The organism is Pseudomonas sp. P1_A1 (genome assembly GCF_056406935.1).
Window position 1 is genome coordinate 327,835 of record NZ_JBFTZE010000003.1, and the last position, 19,184, is coordinate 347,018.

Genomic DNA, 19,184 nt, shown 5'->3' on the forward strand with positions numbered 1-19,184 from the left:
GTTTCCTTCTCGCTGCAATCCTGTCCGCTGCGACAACTCACAAAGTTTTCACACTTGCTTGGCGATACTCCGGCCCTTTGTGGCTGCTTGCTTTGCGAGCGRCATCCGTTCGTCTGTAACAAGGAGAGTGCCGACGGCCGATCATCAGGCTGGAGTGTTGAATGGCTTTGTTTAAACGCAGCAAAACGTCTGCGAATGGTTTTGATTGGGCAGGATTTCTCTGGTTATTTCTGTTCTTCTGGTATTTCTCCGGTATCACCCAACTGCTGATTCAACTGACGGGCACCTCCGGTTTTAGCGGGTTCCGCCAGGCCTTTGTGATGAGCGCCGTCTGGCTCGCGCCAATGCTGTTATTCCCCAAACAAACCCGTGTAATGTCCGCGCTGATCGGCGTGGTGCTGTGGGCCTGTTCGATGGCCAGCCTGGGTTATTTCTTCATCTATCAGCAGGAATTCTCCCAGAGCGTCATTTTCATCATGTTCGAATCGAACGTGTCTGAAGCCGGCGAGTACATGACGCAATACTTTGCCTGGTGGATGGTGCTGGCGTTCCTCGCCCACACCGCGTTCGCGTACTTCCTTTGGACCCGCGTGCGTCCGGTGCACCTGCCACGCGCCCAGGCGCTGATTGCCGCGACGGCGATTGTGCTGGCCGTGATCGGTTACCCGCTGATCAAGCAGACCGCGCACACCGGCAGCCTGGCGGAAGGCTTCGATAAATTCGAAACCCGCATCGAGCCCGCGGTGCCGTGGCAGATGGCCGTGGCCTATCACCGTTATCTCGGTACCCTGGCCGGCATGCAAGACATGCTCGACAGCGCCAGCAAGATTCCGCCGCTGAAGAACTTCACCGACTCGATGGCCAATCAGCCGGCGACCCTGGTGCTGGTGATCGGCGAGTCCACCAACCGTCAGCGCATGAGCCTGTACGGCTACCCGCGGGAAACCACCCCGGAACTGGATAAGCTCAAGGACCAACTGGCGGTTTTCGATAACGTCATTACCCCACGCCCCTACACCATCGAAGCGCTACAGCAGGTGCTGACGTTCGCCGACGAAGAAAACCCGGATCTCTACCTGACGACGCCGTCATTGGTCAGCATGATGAAACAGGCAGGTTACAAAACCTTCTGGATCACCAACCAGCAGACCATGACCAAGCGCAATACCATGCTCACGACCTTCTCCGAACAGGCCGACGAGCAGGCGTACCTGAACAACAACCGCAACCAGAACGCCGCCCAGTACGATGGCGATGTGATCGAGCCGTTCAACAAGGCGCTGGCCGATGCGGCGCCACGCAAGCTGATCGTCGTGCATTTGCTCGGCACGCACATGAGCTACCAGTACCGTTACCCGCCGACGTTCAACAAGTTCACCGACCGCAAAGGCGTGCCGGACGGCGTACGTGATGATCAAGTGCCGACGTACAACAGCTATGACAACGCGGTGTTGTACAACGACTTCGTGGTCTCGAGCCTGATCAAGGACTATGCCAAGACCGATCCGAACGGCTTCCTGCTGTACCTCTCCGACCACGGCGAAGACGTGTTCGACTCCGCTGGCCACAACACCCTGGGCCGCAACGAGAACAAGCCGACCGCGCCGATGTACACCATTCCATTCATGGCCTGGGCCTCGCCGAAATGGCGCGAAACCCATGACTGGAGTTTTGCCGCTGATCTGGGTCGACCGTACAGCAGCTCCCAGCTGATTCACACCTGGGCGGATCTGGCCGGCCTGAGTTTCGATGAACTGGACCGCGGTAAAAGCCTGGTCAGCGACAGCTTCAAGCCTCGGCCATTGATGATCGGCAACCCTTACGAGCGTGAGCAGCGGCCGTTGATCGACTTCAGCCTGATGAAACCCAAGGTCGAGCCTGTCAGCCCGGCGGTTGCCAAGCAGTAGTTTTGAGGGGCCCGCGACCTGGAGCGCTGTAGCAGCTGTCGAGCTTGCGAGGCAGCTGCTACAAATGACTTAAGGGCGTCCTGATGGGCGCCCTTTTTTATGGCTCGAAGGGCTAAAGCGCTTTGGTCCAGAACAGCATCCGGCCGTGCGCCGGGTCGAACATGCCGGGTGAAAAACCGAATTTGCCATAAGACGCCTGGGCCACTGGATTGCCTTCCAACACTTCCAGGGTGATTTTGCAGCAGCCGCGCTGACGTGCGATGTCCTCGACTTTGTGCAGCATTTTCTGGCTCAGTCCCAACCCGCGAAACTTCGACACCACGACCACATCGTGCACGTTGACCAATGGCCGACAGGCAAAGGTCGAAAAGCCTTCGAAGCAATTGACCAGCCCTGCCGGCTCGCCACCGACAAACGCCAATACACTGAACGCATGGGGCCGCTTGGCCAGCTCCCCCGGCAGTTGTTGCAACACATGGGTGGGCAACGACTGACCGCCACCCATCGGGTCTTCGGCGTAATGGTTCAGTACAAGACAAATCGCCTCGGCATGTGTCGGGTTGCTGTAACTGGCCTGAAGCACAAGAATTTCTGCGGATTCCATTTCCACCCTCGATCACACATGAAGTTGCCCCAGTTCGCTTCTTGCGCACTGAAAGGTCCTGCGACCTTATCGCGAGCGCCGGGGTGCCGACAACCGGATCCTCTCACCCCGTTGCACCTTCTCCCGGACATCAAGCCTCGGCAAAACGTTTTAGCTGCATCTCCTGCAAACGGCTGAGGGTGCGGCGAAACGGGAATTCCAGATAGCCCTCGGTATATAACGCCTCCATCGGCACCTGCGCTTCGAGGTACAGCGGCACCTTGCGGTCGTAGCATTCGTCCACCAGGGCAATGAACCGCCGCACGCCGTCGTCATGCACCGACAATTGCGGCAACTCGCGATCCCCTGCCGCCACCCGCTCGACACCGTCTTCAGTACCGCGGGCGATGCGTCCTTCGCGTTTTTGCGCGCTGAGATTGGGCACGTCACTCAACAGAATAGCGCTGAAGGTGTCGCACAGGGCCATGAAGTCCATGGCGGCAAAAGGCTGCTCGCAGACCTCGGCGTAACGGCACCAGAGCACGGTTCGACTGGCCTGCATGACATTGACCGAACGGTAGCCGATCTGCACCGGAGCGCTGGACAGCGACTGGCCGACGGTCAAGGCCTTGAACACTTCACCAAGGGCACCAGGCTGACCCGGAATGTTCACCCAGTAACGTTGCAGAGCAGCGCCAGGGTGCAGACGATGATCTTCCCCACCGTCCACCGCAATGACCTGCATGTGCTGCTTGATCGCAGTAATCGCCGGCACGAAGCGGTCGCGATTGAAGCCATCGGCGTACAGCTGATCCGGCGGTTGGTTGGAGGTGCAGACCACTACCACGCCCTGCTCGAACATCACTTGGAACAAGCGCCCGAGAATGATCGCGTCACCGATGTCGTTGACGAACAGTTCATCGAAACACAGCACCCGCACTTCCTGGCTCAGCTCGCGGGCCAGGGCCTTCAGCGGGTCGGCGGTGCCGGTCAACTGGAAGGAGCGCTGATGCACCCAGCCCATGAAGTGGTGAAAGTGTTGCCGCCGGGCCGGGACGCGCAGGTTTTGATAGAACTGATCCATCAACCAGGTCTTGCCCCGCCCGACCGGGCCCCAGAGGTACACGCCGGTGATGGGCGCACGACCTTCCTGCAAGGCTTCGTGGCATTTTTGCAGCGCCCACACGGCATGTTCCTGGGCTTCGTCCTGGACGAAGCCCTTCTGTTCGATGGCGTGTTGCCAGGCGCTTAAGGGAGAGTCGACATTCATGCGCGGCAGTATACGTCTCTATAGCGGCTCGCCAAGCCTGGCCCGTAGCAGCTGCTACATAAGCCGGTGGTTACAGCGAGATGTCCAGCCGGGCGATCTTGCCCTGTTCATTGAGGCGGAACATGTACCGCAGTTCCAGCGGGCTGCCGGGAAAGGTGCCGGAGATCAGGTTGTGCACCAGCACTTTGCCGGTGCGCAGTTGAACGTCGAGCACCTCGACCCGCGGCTGATAACGTTGCGCAGTGTCTTGCATCCATTGGGCGATGGCTTGTGTGCCGACCTGATGCTGCCCCTCATCGAACACGTTGGCATCCTCAGCGAAAAAACTGGCGACCCTCGAGGTGTCGCGAGCATTGGCGGCAGCAATGTAGGCGGCAATGGCGGGGGCCAGTGAAGAGGCTGGATTGGACATGTTTACGGCTCCTTGTGAGTTGATTCTGGAGCCATGCTAAAACAAGCCAGTGTCAGTTCTTGTCAGGAGTGAAACGCCCTGCTTCGTCCAGTTGCATCTGCTTGCGCCAAGTGCGCAACAGGTCGCTGCGCCGCCCCGGATAGCGCTCACCCTGTTCACTGGCGGCCGAGATCCGGTCGGTGCGGAACGTGCGATAGGCACCGCGCAACTCACACCAGGCGACGATGATCCGCACTTCATTGAGAAACCCCAGGGCCAGTGGCCAGATCAGCCGCTGACTGGGCACCTGGTTGGCGTCTGCGTAATCGATATGCAACTTGGCCTGATCGCGGATGGCTTGGCGAAACACATTCAACGGCACGGCATTTTGCGGATAGCCACAACCCGGCGGCCCCGGCAGCACTGTCGGGTTACGCAAGGCATCCTGAGCCGTCGGGTCGAGCACCGCGGCGATTTTTGCCAGGGCATCGGCCGCGGCTTTACTCAAGACCTCATCACCGCGTTGATCCACGTAGCGCAAACCGAGCACGATGGCTTCGGTCTCATCGGCATTGAGCATCAAGGGCGGCAGAAACAGACCGCTGCGCAACACATAGCCGATCCCCGCCTCGCCAAAAATCGGCGCGCCGAGTGCAGTGAGTTCAGCGATGTCGCGGTATAGCGTGCGTTCGGAAATCTCCAGCTCGCTGGCCAATGTCGCGGCAGTCACCGGACGACTTTTGCCCCGCAGCACTTGTAACAAGGTCAGTAAACGAGTGGTTCGCGACACGGTCGGCAGGCTCCTTTCTGGAAGTCGCCGGAGCTTAGCAGAGGCTGCTGTCAGAAAGTGGCAGTAGCGATGCCAGCCCGCGAAGGTGTCACGCCAGACACCACAAATCAGGACTACCGATCGACCTTATGCCTGGCCGCATACAAACACAGCATTTCCATGGCCAAGGTCGCCGCGGCCAGTGAGGTAATGTCGCCGTGGTCGTAGGCCGGCGCCACCTCCACCACGTCCATCCCCACCAGATTGATCCCGCGCAAACCGCCGAGAATCTCCAGCGCCTGCACCGTGCTCAAGCCGCCGCACACGGGCGTCCCGGTGCCGGGCGCAAAGGCTGGGTCGAGGCAGTCGATGTCGAAGGTCAAATACACCGGGTGATCGCCGACTCGCGCACGTATCGCCTCGACAATCGCCTCGCACCCTTGCCGATGCACCTGCCGCGCATCCAGCACCTGAAAGCCCTGATGATCGTCATTGGTGGTGCGCAAGCCGATTTGCACCGAACGCGACGGATCCACCAGCCCTTCCCTGGCCGCATGCCAGAACATCGTGCCGTGATCGACGCGCTTGCCCTCTTCATCCGGCCAGGTGTCGCTATGGGCATCGAAGTGAATCAATGACAGCGGGCCATGTTGGCGGGCATGGGCCTTGAGCAGCGGATAACTGATGAAGTGATCGCCGCCGAAGGTCAGCATCGCACATCCGTTATCCAGGATGTGCCCGGCGTGGGCTTCAATGCTTTCCGGCACCGAATGCGGCGCGCCGTAATCGAAGGCGCAGTCGCCGTAGTCGATGACCGCCAAGTGATCGAACGGGTCGAACGTCCACGGCCAATGGCGCTCCCAGGCGATCCCGGTGGACGCCGCCCGAATGCCGCGTGGTCCGAAACGCGCACCGGGGCGGTTGCTGGTGGCGGTGTCGAACGGCACGCCGCTGACCACCACGTCGACGCCACGCAAGTCGCGGCTGTAGCGCCGACGCATGAAACTGGTGATACCGGCGTAGGTGCTTTCGGCGGCAGTCCCGTAAAGACTGTCGCGGGTCATGGCCTGATCGTTCTGTGCAGGGACGTCCATGGGTGTGTTCCTTATTGTTGGCTTATTGGTGGCTACGGAAAGTGGTCCACAGGCGGGTGCGCTGACGCATGTCCTTGAGGCTCATGCTGCGGTCGGCGTAAAGCCGCTCACGCACCTCGGCCTGCGGGTAGATGTCGGGATCGCTGCGCACCGCCTCATCCACCAGTGGCGTCGCCGCCTGATTGGCCGTGGCGAAGAACAGCGTATTGGTCAGTGCGGCAACGGATTCGGGGCGCAACATGAACTCGATGAAGGCTCGGGCGGCTTCGGGGTGCGGCGCGTCCTTGGGAATCGCCAGGTTGTCCTGCCACACCAGCGTGCCTTCACGTGGAATGCGGTAAGCCACCTCGAACGGTTTGTTGGCCTTGCGCGCCTGATCGGCGGCCATGCTCGCGTCACCGTTGTAGGTCAGTGCCAGGCAGACGCTGCCATTGGCCAGATCGTTGATCTGCCGCCCGGTGGCGACGTACAGCACAGACAGCTGTAGTTGACGCAACAGGGCGTCGGCGGCTGTCAGATCAGCCTTGTCGGTGCTGTAGGGATCTTTACCCAAATAATGCAGCGCCAGGCCAATCACCTCTTGCGGCGAATCGAGAATCGCGATGCCGCAGTCTTTCAGTTTGCTGGCGTATTCGGGCTTGAACAGCAGGTCCAGGCTGTTGAGCGGGACGTTGGGCAAACGTTGTTTTACCGCTTCGACATTCATCCCTAGCCCGAGCGTGCCCCAGGTGTAAGGCACGCCATAGCGATTGCCGGGGTCGACCGCCGCCAGTTTTTCCAGCATGTCCGGGTCGAGGTTGGCGTAACTCTTGAGGCCATCGTGAGGAATTTCCTTCAGCGCTCCCGCCGCCAGGCCGCGCGCCAGGACGCTGGACGACGGCACCACCACGTCGTAACCGCTGCCGCCGGTGAGCAGTTTGGTTTCCAGGACCTCCGGCGTATCGAACGTGTCGTAGCGCACATGGATGCCGGTTTCCTTTTCGAACCGTTGCAAGGTCTCGGGCGCCACGTAATCGGCCCAACTGTAGAGATTGAGGACTTTTTCCTCAGCCTGGGCCGGCACAGCCATGGCGAGGAACAGCGCGGGTAAACACAGCTTGAAAAGCGGAGCCATGACGAACACCTGACTGGAGGAAGTGGTTGCAGGATGCGTCGTCGGTTACATTGAAAAAATACCAGGTTAGTTATCCTGACTTTATTGCGGAGTAATGTTTGATGCTCGGTCAACTGCATGATCTGGACCTGCACCTGCTGCGCCTGTTTGTCAGCGTGGTGGAATACGGAGGCTTCAGCGCGGCCCAGGGTGACCTGGGGCTGAGCCAGTCGAGCATCAGCCAGCAGATGGCCAAGCTCGAAACCCGGCTCGGTTATCGCCTGTGCAGTCGCGGCAAGGGCGGGTTCAAGATCACGCCCAAGGGCGAACAGTTGCTCGTTGCCAGCCGTGCCTTGTTCCAATCCATTGAAGCGTTCCGCCATCAATCCAACGGTGTGGCCGGACGTTTGATCGGCGAAGTGCGCCTGGGTTTGTCCGAAGCGCTTGATCAGTCGGTGCTGCAACGGGTGGCCGAGGCGATCCGACGCTTTCGCGAACGGGACGAATCGGTGCGTATCGAGTTGATCAGCGCCATGCCCGGTGAAATGGAACGGCTGTTGCTGCAACAACGGCTGGACCTGGCGATCGGCTATTTCTCACAGGCGCAGCGTGCTTTTGACTACCGTGAACTGTTCACCGAAACCCAACACCTGTACTGCGCCTCCGGGCATCCGCTGTTCACCGATGACGCACCTGACGATCAAGCGCTCCAGGCCTGCGACCGGGTCGATCATCCCTATCGTTTCCTGCGCAGCGACGAGCCGTTCCACGGGAAGCTGTGTTCGGCGCGGTCCGAGCAGGTCGAAGGCACCCTCGCTTTCATTCTGTCCGGCAAGCATGTTGGGTATTTGCCCGATCACTTCGCCCGTAGCTGGGAAGACAAAGGGTTGCTCCGTGCCGTGCGCCAGGGCGAGATGAGCTTCGAAGTGGCGTTCCACCTGGCGCGCCATCGCGCGCAGGTGCCGGGGGATGCGCAAAAGGCGTTTGAAGAGGATCTGCTGGCGGCGTTTGCTTGAATAGCAGGGACTCGCCACACTGCAGAACCCGGATGTTGCGGCCAAGGGTGAACCCGCGTCACCGATGGCTGTCGCACAGTTGAACCGTCCGTAATGCTCGAAAGCCGAGCCTTGAGCGGTTCGGCCTTTTTCTCTACGAGAGCCCGTCCATGCGCAGATTGCTAGCCCTGTCCCTATCCCTTCTATTGCTCTCCCTGAGCGCCTGCGCCCTGTTCCCCAGTCGCGACCCGCTGCACATCAACGTGGTCGGTATCGAGCCGCTGCAAAGCCAGGAACTGGAAGTGCGCTTCGCGATAAAACTGCGCGTGCAAAACCCTAATGAAACGGCGATCGCCTACAACGGCGTGGCGCTGGACCTGGAGGTTAATGGCCAGCCGCTAGCTTCCGGCGTCAGCGATCAGTCGGGCTCGATCCCACGATTCTCCGAAGCAGTGATCGTGGTGCCGGTGAGCGTTTCGGCCTTCTCGGTGCTGCGTCAGACCCTCGGGCTGAGTCAGACGCAAACACTGGACAATCTGCCCTATGTACTGCGCGGCAAACTGGCCGGCGGTGCATTCGGCACCATGCGTTTTGTCGATAGCGGCAAGCTCAGCCTGCCGGGCTCGATCTCCGGCACCTGGTAACGCCCCCGCTATGTAACGGGGTCGATCACCTGCGTCACACTATGCTTCAGACCTTCTACGTGCCAGTTGGCCCACAGTCGGGTCTTGCCGTTGCCGCCTTCATCCGGCTCTATCGCCAGCCAGTTTCGTGCGGCGATCAGGTAACGGCCCCTTGCGCCGACGGGCAACATGGTTCCGGTGATGCCGTAATCGATCTGCTCCTGATTGCCACCGATGGACTCCAGAAAGTGCACCGCCAACACCGGCGGCGCAGGATGGACGACGCCGGTGGAAATCAATTGGTAGATTTTCCCCGCACCATCGCTGCCATGCCGGGGCAACTTCGATTCGATCACACAGGCTCCGGCCACATGAACGTCGCCGGATACCAACGTGACCTTGCATGATTGGGCATTGGCGAAATCCAGCAGCCGCATGATCAAGCGCTTGCGTTCGTTGCGGTGCGGCAGGCTTCGCCAGTGGTCGCGTAAATCGTCCTCGAGTTCCTGTTGCCCCGACATCAGGTCCAGCGTCTTTTCAGCCGCCTGTAAATCAAGGTAACCCACCGGAATACTCGACATCAGCAACAGGTGTTTGTGCGCCGGGACCTTGTCCAGCCAGGCATAAATCGCATCCCAACTGACCGGGGAAATGACCCGGGTTTGTTGGGCCTGCGGGGTGGTCAAGTCCGGTGCACGTTCGCTGCGTAAATCGGGAACCAGCAAGGCCAACTCGCCAAGGCCGGTGAACCCCAGGTGAAAGCCATCAGCAGTGCCAGGAATCGCACAGGGATGGGTATCAGCGGATGGTTTGAGGTGAGGATGCGTCTGGATCAGTTGTTGCTGGAAAATCCTGAAATAGCGTTTGGCCGTGGCAAACAGCCCCTGGAACACTGGGCTTGAATGCAATATCTCATCGTAGGAACCCCAGCCATCGATGATGTCATGGTCATCCCACATCATCACCGTCGGAATGGCGCCGAACACCTTGGCCATCTCGGGCTGTTTCCAGCATTCCAGGTAGAGCCTGGCGAAAAACTTATCCAGATCGGCTTCGATTACCTTGCTGTAAGCGGCCTTTTGACGGTCGGCGAAGGGTTTGGCGAACCATGCTTTCATCGACGGCACACTGCTGCGCATGTCGTCGCTGTAAACCTGATCGCCGCCCATCAACAGCAGATGATAGGGCTCGCCCTGGTGAGCGCCCCACATGTGCTCCCAACGCTCGTTGTTCCGGTCGACCTTCTCCATCTCCTTGGGGTCGGAAAAACCGTTGCACGACACATAGGCAATGCGCGGCGACTGGCCCTTGGCCGGAACGACGAAGTTGGCCTGCGCACCGTCTACGATGACCGTGTAACTGGTGGCAACGGCCTGATCCTGCGCCGCTTTGAAATCGACGCGCCAGACGCGGGACTTAGGGTTGAGCAGCGGGATATCGGCGATGGCCAAGGGTGTGTCGGCAGTCACACCCTTGGGCACTTTTACCGTGGGTGGTGGCTCGCCCAAGGGTGAAACCACCAGGGCAGACACGTTGTAGACATTATTATTGATGCCACGAAACTGCAGAATCGGGCCGAGTAACAAACTCATGGCGAGTCCATCCGTTGACGGGGGTGTGAACGCCTGGAGACTAGACGACAATCACGCCCCCCGACGGATTATGCGTTGAGCCGCACGCCCGGTCTGGCTCGCTCATCCACCGTCAACTCAAACACGTCCGGGCGCGCATAGTGCCCGACCACGTCGTAGTCATAACGGGCGCGGATCAGATCATCGGTGTCGATTTGCGCAGTCAGCAAACCTGCCTCACCACGCAGCGGCCCGGCGAGGATGTCGCCCATCGGCCCGACAATCACGCTGCCGCCAGCAATCAAGGCGCGCTCCGCCGGCCAGTTGGCGATGTCCACGCCCAAGGCTTGCGGCGAGTCCTGGACCTGACAGGCGCTGACCACAAAGCAGCGTCCTTCATGGGCGATGTGGCGCATGCTGACCTGCCACATTTCGCGCTCGTCCACAGTCGGCGCGCACCAGACCTCCACGCCCTTGGCGTACATCGCGGTGCGCAGCAACGGCATCATGTTTTCCCAGCACACCACCGCGCCGATTCGCCCGACCTGGCTGTCGATCACCGGCAAGGTCGAGCCATCGCCCTTGCCCCAGATCAGTCGCTCGGTGCCGGTGGGCATCAGTTTGCGGTGCTTGGCAACCAGCCCTGCCTGCGGGTCGAAATACAGCGCGGTGCAGTACAAGGTGCTGCCGGCGCGTTCGATCACGCCGATCACCAGATTGGCGCCGGTGCGTGAGGACAATCCGGCCAAGGCGTCAGTCTCGGCGCCGGGCACGTCGATGGCGTTAGCGAAATACCGGGCAAACGCTTCACGACCTTCCGGCAGTCGATAGCCGAGTTGCGTGCCAAAGCTCTCGCCTTTGGGGTAGCCACCGAGCAACGCCTCAGGCATGACCACCAACGCCGCGCCGGATTCGATAATGGCGGTTTCCCAGGAGAGGATTTGATCGAGGGTGTCGGCCTTGCCGCCGGGCAAGGCACCGATTTGCAGGGCAGCAACGATTGACTTGGGCATTACGGTGGCTCCGTCAGGAATGAGGTGTTGCTCATTCTCCGGCGCCACAGGATCATGAATAAAGCCCGACTCACTGCTGAATGATATGAACCAAATGAATATCGCCACCGTCGATCTCAACTTGCTCAAAGTCTTCGAAGCACTGCATGAGGAGTCCAGCGCCAGCCGTGCCGCGCTGCGTCTTGGCGTGACGCAATCGGCGGTCAGCGCGGCGTTGCGCCGGTTGCGCGAGGTGTATGGCGATCAGTTGTTCGTGCGCACTGGCCGAGGTCTTGCGCCGACGCTCAAGGCCAACCAGCTCAAACCGGTAGTTAGCGATGCGCTGAACAAATGCCGCCAGAGCCTTGCTATGGTCGATCCGGCGGCCCATCAATACGACGGGCGCTCGGTGACCGTAGGTTTGTCGGATGATTTCGAAATCGCCTACGGGCGACGATTGATCGAGGAAATCGCTCACCGTGCGCCGAAGCTGCGGCTGATCTTTCGCCAGACCCATAGCCAGATCGTCGCCCGGGCCTTGATGGAACGCAGCATCGATCTGGCGATCACCGCAGGCGGGTTTGCCGAGCGTTTGCTCAGCCGTCAGGTGCTGGGTGAAGGGGGTTATCTGTGCCTGGTGGATCCCCTCAGTCTGGCCGAGGGACAACAGAGTCTCAGTCTTGATGAGTTCGTCACCCGCGAACACATTCTGGTGTCTTCGGGTGGTTTTATCGGGATTACCGATGAAGGTCTGGCGGCGCTGGGATTGAATCGGCGGGTATGCGCGTCGACCACCCACTTTGCCGCGTTGCCGTATCTGCTCAAGGGCAGTCAGGCGGTGGCGACCATTCCGGCCCATGCGGCGCAAAGTATTGCGGCGCTGTGCGGATTGGCGTTGCTCCCCTGCCCTTTGGCGCTGCCGCGTTACCCGATCGAACTGGGCTGGCGCACCAGCACGCAACTCGATCCGGTGGTGTTGAAAGTGCGTGAGGCGATTGTCGCGATTTTTTCCGGGGCGTTTATTTAGCGGCCATCAGGCGATTGACTTCACTGCGCACCATGTTCGCGAATTCCGGCGGCGACATGCCGTCGAGTTCGGCGCGTACCCATTCGGCCCATTTGCCTTTGCGCTTGGCGCGCTCACCGAACAAGCGTGCGGCTTCGCCCTTGGCTTTGCCCAGGTTGTTTTGCCAGAGTTCGAACAGACGGGATTTCTCATCTTCAAGCGCGGCGCGCTCGGCAAGGGGTTTGTCGGCCAGATTGAAGCTCATGGGGAATTACCTGCTGCGTAAAATAGGCGACATCTTACACTGTAGGAAGAAATGTCCTGCCCTGGATTTTTCGTCAGGGGTGAGTCACCGCGCAAAATGGCTGCAACTTTTGCCATGGCGGCAGACTCCATTGTTCACTGTCCATTCACCTGCAAGGAGTACTCCAATGGCGCGCAAAATCATCGATAAAGTCGCCGAAGATCAAATCAAGGATCAGGTCTTCAGCGAACTTCAGGCCCTGATCGAAGAGTCGGAAAAACTGCTGAAAAGCAGTGCTTCACTGGTTGGTGAGGAAGCCGACACCCTTCGCGGACAAATCGCCCAGAAACTCCAGCAGGCCCGGGACTCGATAACCAGTGTTCGTGACCGGACCAAACCCGCGGTCGACGCCACCGAAACCTACATTGGCGGCCATCCATGGCAAACCGTGGCCATCTCTGCGGGTTTCGGCCTGGTGGTTGGTCTGTTGTTGGGCCGGCGTTGAACCATCGATCTGTGGGAACAGGCTCAGAACCCGGCCAGTTCCCGCAGATTCGCCAGCGTCTGTGGATCGAGCGCAATGCCTTCAACATTGGCTTTGGCACGCTGCAGGTGACGCCGATCCCCCGGTAAACGCTTGAGCCCCACACCATGCATCTGCCGAACCAGTTCCTGACTGCGTTCGGCAAAATTCTGCCCCGCCGATTTGCTCGGGTCGATCACGATCAGCAGTTGCCCGGTCCAGGGGGTTTTGGCCCCTGGATGGTTCGACCAGTCGAACTCGAAAGAGAAATTGCCACCGGTCAACGCCGCCGCCAACAACTCCACCATCATCGACAGCGCCGAGCCCTTGTGCCCGCCAAACGGCAGCAACGCGCCACCTTCGAGAATTGCTTTCGGGTCCTGGGTCGGCTGGCCGAGACTGTCCACCCCCATGCCCGCTGGCAAGCGTTCGCCTTTACGCGCGGCGATCTGCACGTCGCCATGGGCGATGGCGCTGGTCGCCAAGTCGAAGACAATCGGCGCACCGCCGGCCCTGGGCGCGGCGAAGGCAATCGGGTTGGTCCCGAACAGCGGACGATCGGCACCGTGCGGCACCACGCAGGTCATGCTGTTGACCACGCTCAGCGCCACCAGTCCTTCATCGGCAAACGGCTCGACGTCCGGCCACAAGGCGGCGAAATGATGGGAATTGCGGATCGCCAACACCGCAATGCCGGCACTGCGGGCTTTTTCCACCAGCAAGGACCGCGCCGCCGCGAGGGCCGGTTGGGCAAATCCATTGCCGGCGTCCACCCGGACAAAACCCGAGGCCACGTCCTCGACCACCGGCACGGCATGGCCATTGACCCAGCCACTCTGCAACGTCGACACATAACCGGGAATACGGAAAACACCGTGACTGTGAGCCCCGTCACGTTCGGCGCCGGCGCAGTTGAGGGCCAGGGTTCTGGCGACATCGGCTGAGGTGCCATGGCGCAGGAAAATCTGTTCGAGCAATTGAACGAGCGCGTCGAAATCGAGCGATTGAGTGTTCGAGTTGACGGCCATTTCAGGCGATGCGGTCATCTGAAGCTCCGGTTTTATTATTGGGTATGGGCAACAGGTCAAACGAGGTTGCAGGGCAACCGAAAAAAGTCGTCGATTAAGCGCTGTATTACCGGCGTCCTGTCAAGCCTGCGACAAAGGATCAGCTCAAGCAATATGCACCGCACCCGGACTTTCCATTGGCCCTACTGTTTTCCCTCGACCCAACGACCTGCGATCTCCATCGATCGCAGCCCATCGAGGAAAAATCATGACCGCTCCACCACTGCCGTATTTTTTCGACGAAGCAGAACGTGCATCCAATGCCAGGCAACCCGGCGACCGCGAGAAAGCGCTGAACTTCACCCTTGATGACCTGAAATGGTTAAAGGGTGTTTACCTCCCTACCCAGGTAGCGCGCACGACACACAGCAAACCTATGCACGTTGACCGACTACTTCTAAGCCAGAGCGGCGCGGCCGACATTCCACTGGCCGGTGCCTTTGCCATAAGCCGGCCCAATGATGGCGAGGTAACGCTCTACACACCCTGGAAAGGGCTGATCAAATTCGCCGACATGGACGACGTGAAAAGCAAACTCAAGGAGTGGCTGGTGCAGGACACCGGAAAGAGAGAATTACTGCGCTATCTCTCAATCGAACAACGCACCGCTGTGCTGGCAGCCGCCACGCCAGACATCACGACACAGGCCATCGAAGGGGCGGTATTTCAGGATCAGGAGGCCGCCCTTGAGCGCAATGGAGCGCACAACATCCAAGAGATGATGGGCGAGCTGATAAAGACTCCAACCCTGCAGTCGATGCTCGATGAAACCCTCAAGGTTGCCTTGGCCAGATCCTTCCCTGGATTGGACCAGCGCCACACGCGACTGGAGAGCTTTATCAACACCGTTTCCGCCTTCGACAATACCGAATATAGCCATAAGATGTCCGCGCTACCGCTGGGTGACGCCCTCCTGCAGTATTACCTGACCAATCAATGGCCTGTTGGCGACTACCGAATTTTTTCCCACCCCCGACATGGCGTAAGCAGCGACGCCGATAACCAGGCATGGGAAAGTGCGATCACGGAAATCGCGCAAAGTTTTACACCGCACCTGCAAAGCTTGCTCGAGACGTTCTGGAACACGCCCATGAATGGCGGACGATCACGCTCGGAGTTTTTGACCGAGTGCATGCGCGACACTTATCACGTGAATCTGTTGCTCAAACGCCAGCAAGGTATTCTGTCCACACAGCAATACCTGCGCCTGATGAGCGTCAGCCTCACGCCCACCCCGGGCGCTTCTCTGCGTATCGAAAAAATGCGCATCACCGCCCCCTACAAGCACTATGCGGAACTGGCCTCGACCTTGATGATCGGCGGTGACGATACTCTCGGCTTTTTGTACACCCAATCCCGAGGCATCGAAGCCACGAGCGACCTGCCCGCCATCAAGAGCATCGTGTTGCGCATGCTGAAAAGCGAAGGCCATGAAGACACGCTGCTCAATTTCATGTCGCTGGATGAACGCGGTACGTTTCTTGACCTGAAACCCCACGATCCAGTGATTATCGGTGAACCGATTGTCGGTCCGGTGTTTGAACAACTGATGGCAGACGTGCTTGCCAAACAATTGCAAAACCTGAGCTACGCCTTGAGCCGGTACCGTGAAAGCGAAGGCACGCTCAACCTCCACGCCCTGCTCGACAAAGCGCTGGATGTTCGAGGCCTGATCGACGATCGGCTGCTGGTCCCCGACACTGCCGGGCGCTGGAGCACCCAGGCAGACCAGCGCTGGAGCGCGCAACCGGCCACAGTGCGCGCCGAATCAGCCAAAGCACAGCTGAGCCTGCTCTCCACGGTCGAACAGGCGCTCGAACAACGCCTTGAAAACCACCCCGCCATTCCCGCCACGACCCGCACGGTCGCTGAAGCGCAGCGTATCGTCGGTTCATCGCTGGAAGGCTTGCAATCGAACTTTACCCATACCCTGTCAACGGCACTGCGCAGCGAACTCAAACTGCGAACCGTCGCCCATACGTTAGGTGCAACGGAACAGGCGATCATCAAAACGGTGCTCGATACCCCGGTGCGCCTGCAACGCGCGGCACTTAACGGCTTTCTGCCCGACGTGTTTTCTCTGGCGCTTAAGGTGGGTGACTCCGCCGACTTATTGAAACTCGCCAGTTGTTTTGTGCTGACTGAACGAGGCGGACTGGACCCGACACATTCGGGCAAGGCCATTGTATGGACCCCGGCGCTTGGCTTCGAAGCATTCCCGTCACTCAAACCCTTGCTGACCGAACTTGAAAGACGCCTGCAAGACGAAGATGAACGAACCACACTGCTGGAAAACCTCGAACGCGGCCAGCGATTGCCCAGGCAGATAGTGAACCTGGCGCCGCTGCAACGGGTGCACGGCAATTTCTTCGATCATGTACAAAAGCCCAATGTCCACCTCGACCTGACGTCCATCGAGAATGCACTGAAGACACCGCTTCCCGTCACGAACCTATCCAGACTGCTGAACCTGGTGGCACTGCGCGAACCGAAGACGGGGTTACAACGTGCAACGGACATCGCCCGGTCCCTGACAACCCAGCAAATGCTTCCGGCATGGCTGGCAAAGGCCTCTATCGCAGACCAGATGCTGCACGGCGAACTGCTTCAGCAATATCTGAATAACGCCACCGATGACAAAGACTACTTGAGTGGCATTCGCACGTTGGCGCGCACGGCACACCATGAATTGCAGAAGCAACTCAAGACAGATGCCTTCGACATTGACCCAGACAATGTGGAGATACACATCAGCCCCCGTCCGACATCTGGGGCAGTGATACAAACCCTGACCGAGTTTGCGTTGACCCACATTAAGGATCTGGAACAAACCGTCTTCAAAATGGTGCCGCTTAATGCCACCGCCATTCCTGACGACATGGACCAAAGCTACATCAAAGACCTGATACGTAACCTGAAGCTGGGCGAGCATCAGCAAGCGATATTGAGCACAGCGTTTGCCGATACGCACGTCGACGCGGCGGATCGCAGAAAGCGGTTCGCCACACAATTGCCCTGGCAATTGATGCATTACGCCCATTCGGAAAAACTGCAGGAGCGCCTGAGCGAGACCGGGTTTGATCTGATCCGGCAAGTCATGGACATGCCCGACGCCATCGCCCGTGCCGCAATCGACGGCGCAACGGCGATCATCCGCCCACTTGAGTTCATAGGTATCAAGCGCGGGCAGACAATCAAAGTGCCAGGCCTCTATTTGATCGGCTCAACGTCGGACAGCGCAGGACCACAGGTCCTTATAGCGCCCTATAGTCCTCGGCACGGGGTGAAAGAATATGAAAATGAACAACAACTGGTGACAGAAATGAAGACCCGGGGTGCGCTGCACAACTGGGTACTCATGAATCTGCCCCAGCCTGATCGGATCCTGGTGGAAACCCGGATGGCGCACACCAGTCATCGCCTCAACGAAGTCACCCTGGCGTCCAGTCCGATCAAGGGAAACCTGTTCAGGCATTTGTTCAACGACAATGCTGCGTTACTCGCCCGTTTACTGGGGTGTCAGTCGGACAACCATGCTCAGGGCGAATGGGCAACCATCAAGCATGTATTGGGTGAGGACTTGCATCAGGCTTTTACGTTTTTCATGGGAAAACTCGCTTATCCGATCACGGTATGGCGCAGTTACCGGGACATCAAACAGTCCGCCGAAGACCTGCAAACGCACAAGTGGGGCGCCGCGATAAAGGCATTCATCAGCGGCATCGCGCAACTCGCCACCTTGCGTCAATCGATGGAAAACCAGACGCCCACATCTTCAGCCGTGAATGAGCCGACACCCGCAACACCCGACACCCGGTTCAAATGGAAAGACGTCGATATCACCGCTCCCGAACGCACTCACTTGCAGCGTTATGAGAGTCCCGATGTCGACCTGGGCTCGTTGACGCCGAACCCGACGCTTGGGCTCTATACCCATCCGACGACAAAAAAACACTATGGTCCGGTTGAAGGCAAAGTGTATCCACTCGAAAAACAGGGTGCTCGCTGGCGCATCGGAGGCGACGATGCCCACGGTCCCAATCTACGCCAGAACACCTCCAAACAATGGGTGCTGGATTTGAAAGCGCTGGCGCCGCGCTACAGCATGCTCAACCGATTGGAGACAGCTCTTACGGTAAGGGGAGGCATGAATGTCGAAGCCGATGGGATGGCAGAAATCCGCATGCTGTTTCCCGTCAGGGCTCGATTGATCGACGAAAGTCTTGACCAGGCGACTACGTATGCCTGGAACGCTTTTCGCAACCTGCAACTACTCAAAACCCCGGGTAACAAGGTTACTCCTGTACATCAGCTCATTATGGAGTTTCTCGATGTGCCGACAGTGCTGCCGGAGCATATGACGATGCTCGAAAAAGTCGTCGGCGATATTTTTGGTGCGTTGTTGGATCCCACACTCAGGGATGCCAAGTCCAAGCGATTTGTGGTCGGGAAAGTCCATGAAGACAGGGAAACCACCTTTGCCTTCACGATTCCTTCGGACCGCAAGCGGAAAGTCTATCTGGCAGAGAAATTCTTTCTCCCGTATTTCGACCATTACCGCAATTATATGTCTGATGCATCCTTCCCCATCCGGCCTCATGCCCGTGCCTCCACCTTGATCCACGAACTGTCGCACATGGTATGCGGCACAGAAGACCTTGGTTATCTCGACGCCTCCAGACCTTTTGCCGACCTGATAGAAACGTCGAGCTCCCGGGCCAGGGAACTCAAAAAAACGTTGACTGATGTTCAGCGGACCGCATTATCGAGCAAGTCACCCTTGAATCAACTGTTCAAGCTCCAGAATGCTGATTCCGGGCTATGGGAAGATTTTGGCAGTACTACTTACGAGAATACTGATCGGATGCTGGAACATGTTTTGAAATTAACGGGTAAACAGACTCTGGACGATGCCCGAAAGCGCTTCATGGGGGACTCAACGACCAGACTGGCTGTGCAACTCGGCAATGCTGATAGCGTGTCCTGGTTAATCGGTCAATTAGGGCGCCAATTGCACACCAGCACTCCTTGAACCAGAAAAATAAGCGCCACTTTG

16 protein-coding genes are annotated in these 19,184 nt (G+C 58.9%); 6 read left to right on the top strand and 10 right to left on the bottom strand.

Annotation, left to right across the window (positions count from 1 at the left end; all coding sequences use genetic code 11):
* Positions 1 to 161 precede the first annotated feature (161 nt).
* Positions 162 to 1,907, top strand: a complete 1,746-nt coding sequence (locus AC1D2Q_RS06670; protein ID WP_477812675.1) for a phosphoethanolamine transferase CptA — start codon at positions 162 to 164, stop codon at positions 1,905 to 1,907.
* Between the two features lie 112 nt (positions 1,908 to 2,019).
* Here AC1D2Q_RS06670 and AC1D2Q_RS06675 read toward each other — a convergent pair whose 3' ends face one another.
* The 6 genes from AC1D2Q_RS06675 to AC1D2Q_RS06700 all read right to left on the bottom strand — a co-directional run bounded on the left by AC1D2Q_RS06675 (position 2,020) and on the right by AC1D2Q_RS06700 (position 7,128).
* A complete protein-coding gene (locus tag AC1D2Q_RS06675) occupies positions 2,020 to 2,511 on the bottom strand; it encodes a GNAT family N-acetyltransferase (RefSeq protein WP_477812676.1) in 492 nt (163 codons plus the stop codon).
* A gap of 130 nt (positions 2,512 to 2,641) precedes the next feature.
* Positions 2,642 to 3,760: a cell division protein ZapE gene (gene zapE / locus AC1D2Q_RS06680; RefSeq protein ID WP_477812677.1), complete on the bottom strand. Its 1,119-nt coding sequence runs from the start codon at positions 3,758 to 3,760 to the stop codon at positions 2,642 to 2,644.
* 70 nt (positions 3,761 to 3,830) lie between these two features.
* Positions 3,831 to 4,172: a nuclear transport factor 2 family protein gene (locus AC1D2Q_RS06685; protein ID WP_007897370.1), complete on the bottom strand. Its 342-nt coding sequence runs from the start codon at positions 4,170 to 4,172 to the stop codon at positions 3,831 to 3,833.
* Between the two features lie 52 nt (positions 4,173 to 4,224).
* The gene (locus tag AC1D2Q_RS06690; RefSeq protein WP_477812678.1) at positions 4,225 to 4,941 is read right to left on the bottom strand and encodes a helix-turn-helix transcriptional regulator; all 717 of its coding nucleotides are present in this window, start codon (positions 4,939 to 4,941) and stop codon (positions 4,225 to 4,227) included.
* A gap of 113 nt (positions 4,942 to 5,054) precedes the next feature.
* The gene (gene speB, locus AC1D2Q_RS06695) at positions 5,055 to 6,014 is read right to left on the bottom strand and encodes an agmatinase (RefSeq protein WP_477812679.1); all 960 of its coding nucleotides are present in this window, start codon (positions 6,012 to 6,014) and stop codon (positions 5,055 to 5,057) included.
* Between the two features lie 22 nt (positions 6,015 to 6,036).
* On the bottom strand, positions 6,037 to 7,128 hold the full coding sequence (locus AC1D2Q_RS06700) for a polyamine ABC transporter substrate-binding protein (RefSeq protein WP_477812680.1): 1,092 nt from the start codon (positions 7,126 to 7,128) through the stop codon (positions 6,037 to 6,039).
* Positions 7,129 to 7,229: 101 nt separating this feature from the next.
* Here AC1D2Q_RS06700 and AC1D2Q_RS06705 point away from each other — a divergent pair, with 101 nt between their 5' ends.
* Together AC1D2Q_RS06705 and AC1D2Q_RS06710 are read left to right on the top strand one after the other, a co-directional pair.
* Entirely contained in the window at positions 7,230 to 8,123 is an 894-nt protein-coding gene (locus tag AC1D2Q_RS06705; RefSeq protein WP_477812681.1) for a LysR family transcriptional regulator, read from the top strand.
* A 149-nt stretch (positions 8,124 to 8,272) separates the two neighbouring features.
* A complete protein-coding gene (locus tag AC1D2Q_RS06710) occupies positions 8,273 to 8,746 on the top strand; it encodes an LEA/WHy family protein (protein WP_477812682.1) in 474 nt (157 codons plus the stop codon).
* An 8-nt stretch (positions 8,747 to 8,754) separates the two neighbouring features.
* Here the strand turns inward: AC1D2Q_RS06710 and AC1D2Q_RS06715 are convergent, their stop codons facing one another.
* The gene (locus tag AC1D2Q_RS06715; RefSeq protein ID WP_477812683.1) at positions 8,755 to 10,317 is read right to left on the bottom strand and encodes an alkaline phosphatase D family protein; all 1,563 of its coding nucleotides are present in this window, start codon (positions 10,315 to 10,317) and stop codon (positions 8,755 to 8,757) included.
* Positions 10,318 to 10,385: 68 nt separating this feature from the next.
* Positions 10,386 to 11,309 (bottom strand): carbon-nitrogen hydrolase family protein, encoded by a 924-nt coding sequence (locus tag AC1D2Q_RS06720; protein WP_477812684.1) that lies wholly within the window; start codon positions 11,307 to 11,309, stop codon positions 10,386 to 10,388.
* A gap of 85 nt (positions 11,310 to 11,394) precedes the next feature.
* On the opposite strand from AC1D2Q_RS06720, the gene AC1D2Q_RS06725 reads away from it, so the two are divergent.
* Entirely contained in the window at positions 11,395 to 12,315 is a 921-nt protein-coding gene (locus tag AC1D2Q_RS06725) for a LysR family transcriptional regulator (protein ID WP_477812685.1), read from the top strand.
* On the opposite strand, the gene AC1D2Q_RS06730 is transcribed toward AC1D2Q_RS06725, so the two are convergent.
* Positions 12,308 to 12,559 (bottom strand): hypothetical protein, encoded by a 252-nt coding sequence (locus AC1D2Q_RS06730; protein ID WP_007983592.1) that lies wholly within the window; start codon positions 12,557 to 12,559, stop codon positions 12,308 to 12,310. The two genes, AC1D2Q_RS06725 and AC1D2Q_RS06730, sit on opposite strands and share 8 nt — an antisense overlap.
* A 166-nt stretch (positions 12,560 to 12,725) precedes the next feature.
* Between AC1D2Q_RS06730 and AC1D2Q_RS06735 the strand changes: the two genes are divergently transcribed.
* Positions 12,726 to 13,043 carry an ElaB/YgaM/YqjD family protein gene (locus AC1D2Q_RS06735; RefSeq protein ID WP_477812686.1) on the top strand — a complete coding sequence of 106 codons (318 nt, stop codon included), beginning with the start codon at positions 12,726 to 12,728 and terminating at the stop codon, positions 13,041 to 13,043.
* Between the two features lie 23 nt (positions 13,044 to 13,066).
* On the opposite strand, the gene AC1D2Q_RS06740 is transcribed toward AC1D2Q_RS06735, so the two are convergent.
* Positions 13,067 to 14,107 (bottom strand): Ldh family oxidoreductase, encoded by a 1,041-nt coding sequence (locus AC1D2Q_RS06740; RefSeq protein ID WP_477812687.1) that lies wholly within the window; start codon positions 14,105 to 14,107, stop codon positions 13,067 to 13,069.
* Between the two features lie 229 nt (positions 14,108 to 14,336).
* On the opposite strand from AC1D2Q_RS06740, the gene AC1D2Q_RS06745 reads away from it, so the two are divergent.
* A complete protein-coding gene (locus AC1D2Q_RS06745; protein WP_477812688.1) occupies positions 14,337 to 19,160 on the top strand; it encodes a dermonecrotic toxin domain-containing protein in 4,824 nt (1,607 codons plus the stop codon).
* The last annotated feature ends 24 nt before the right edge of the window (positions 19,161 to 19,184 follow it).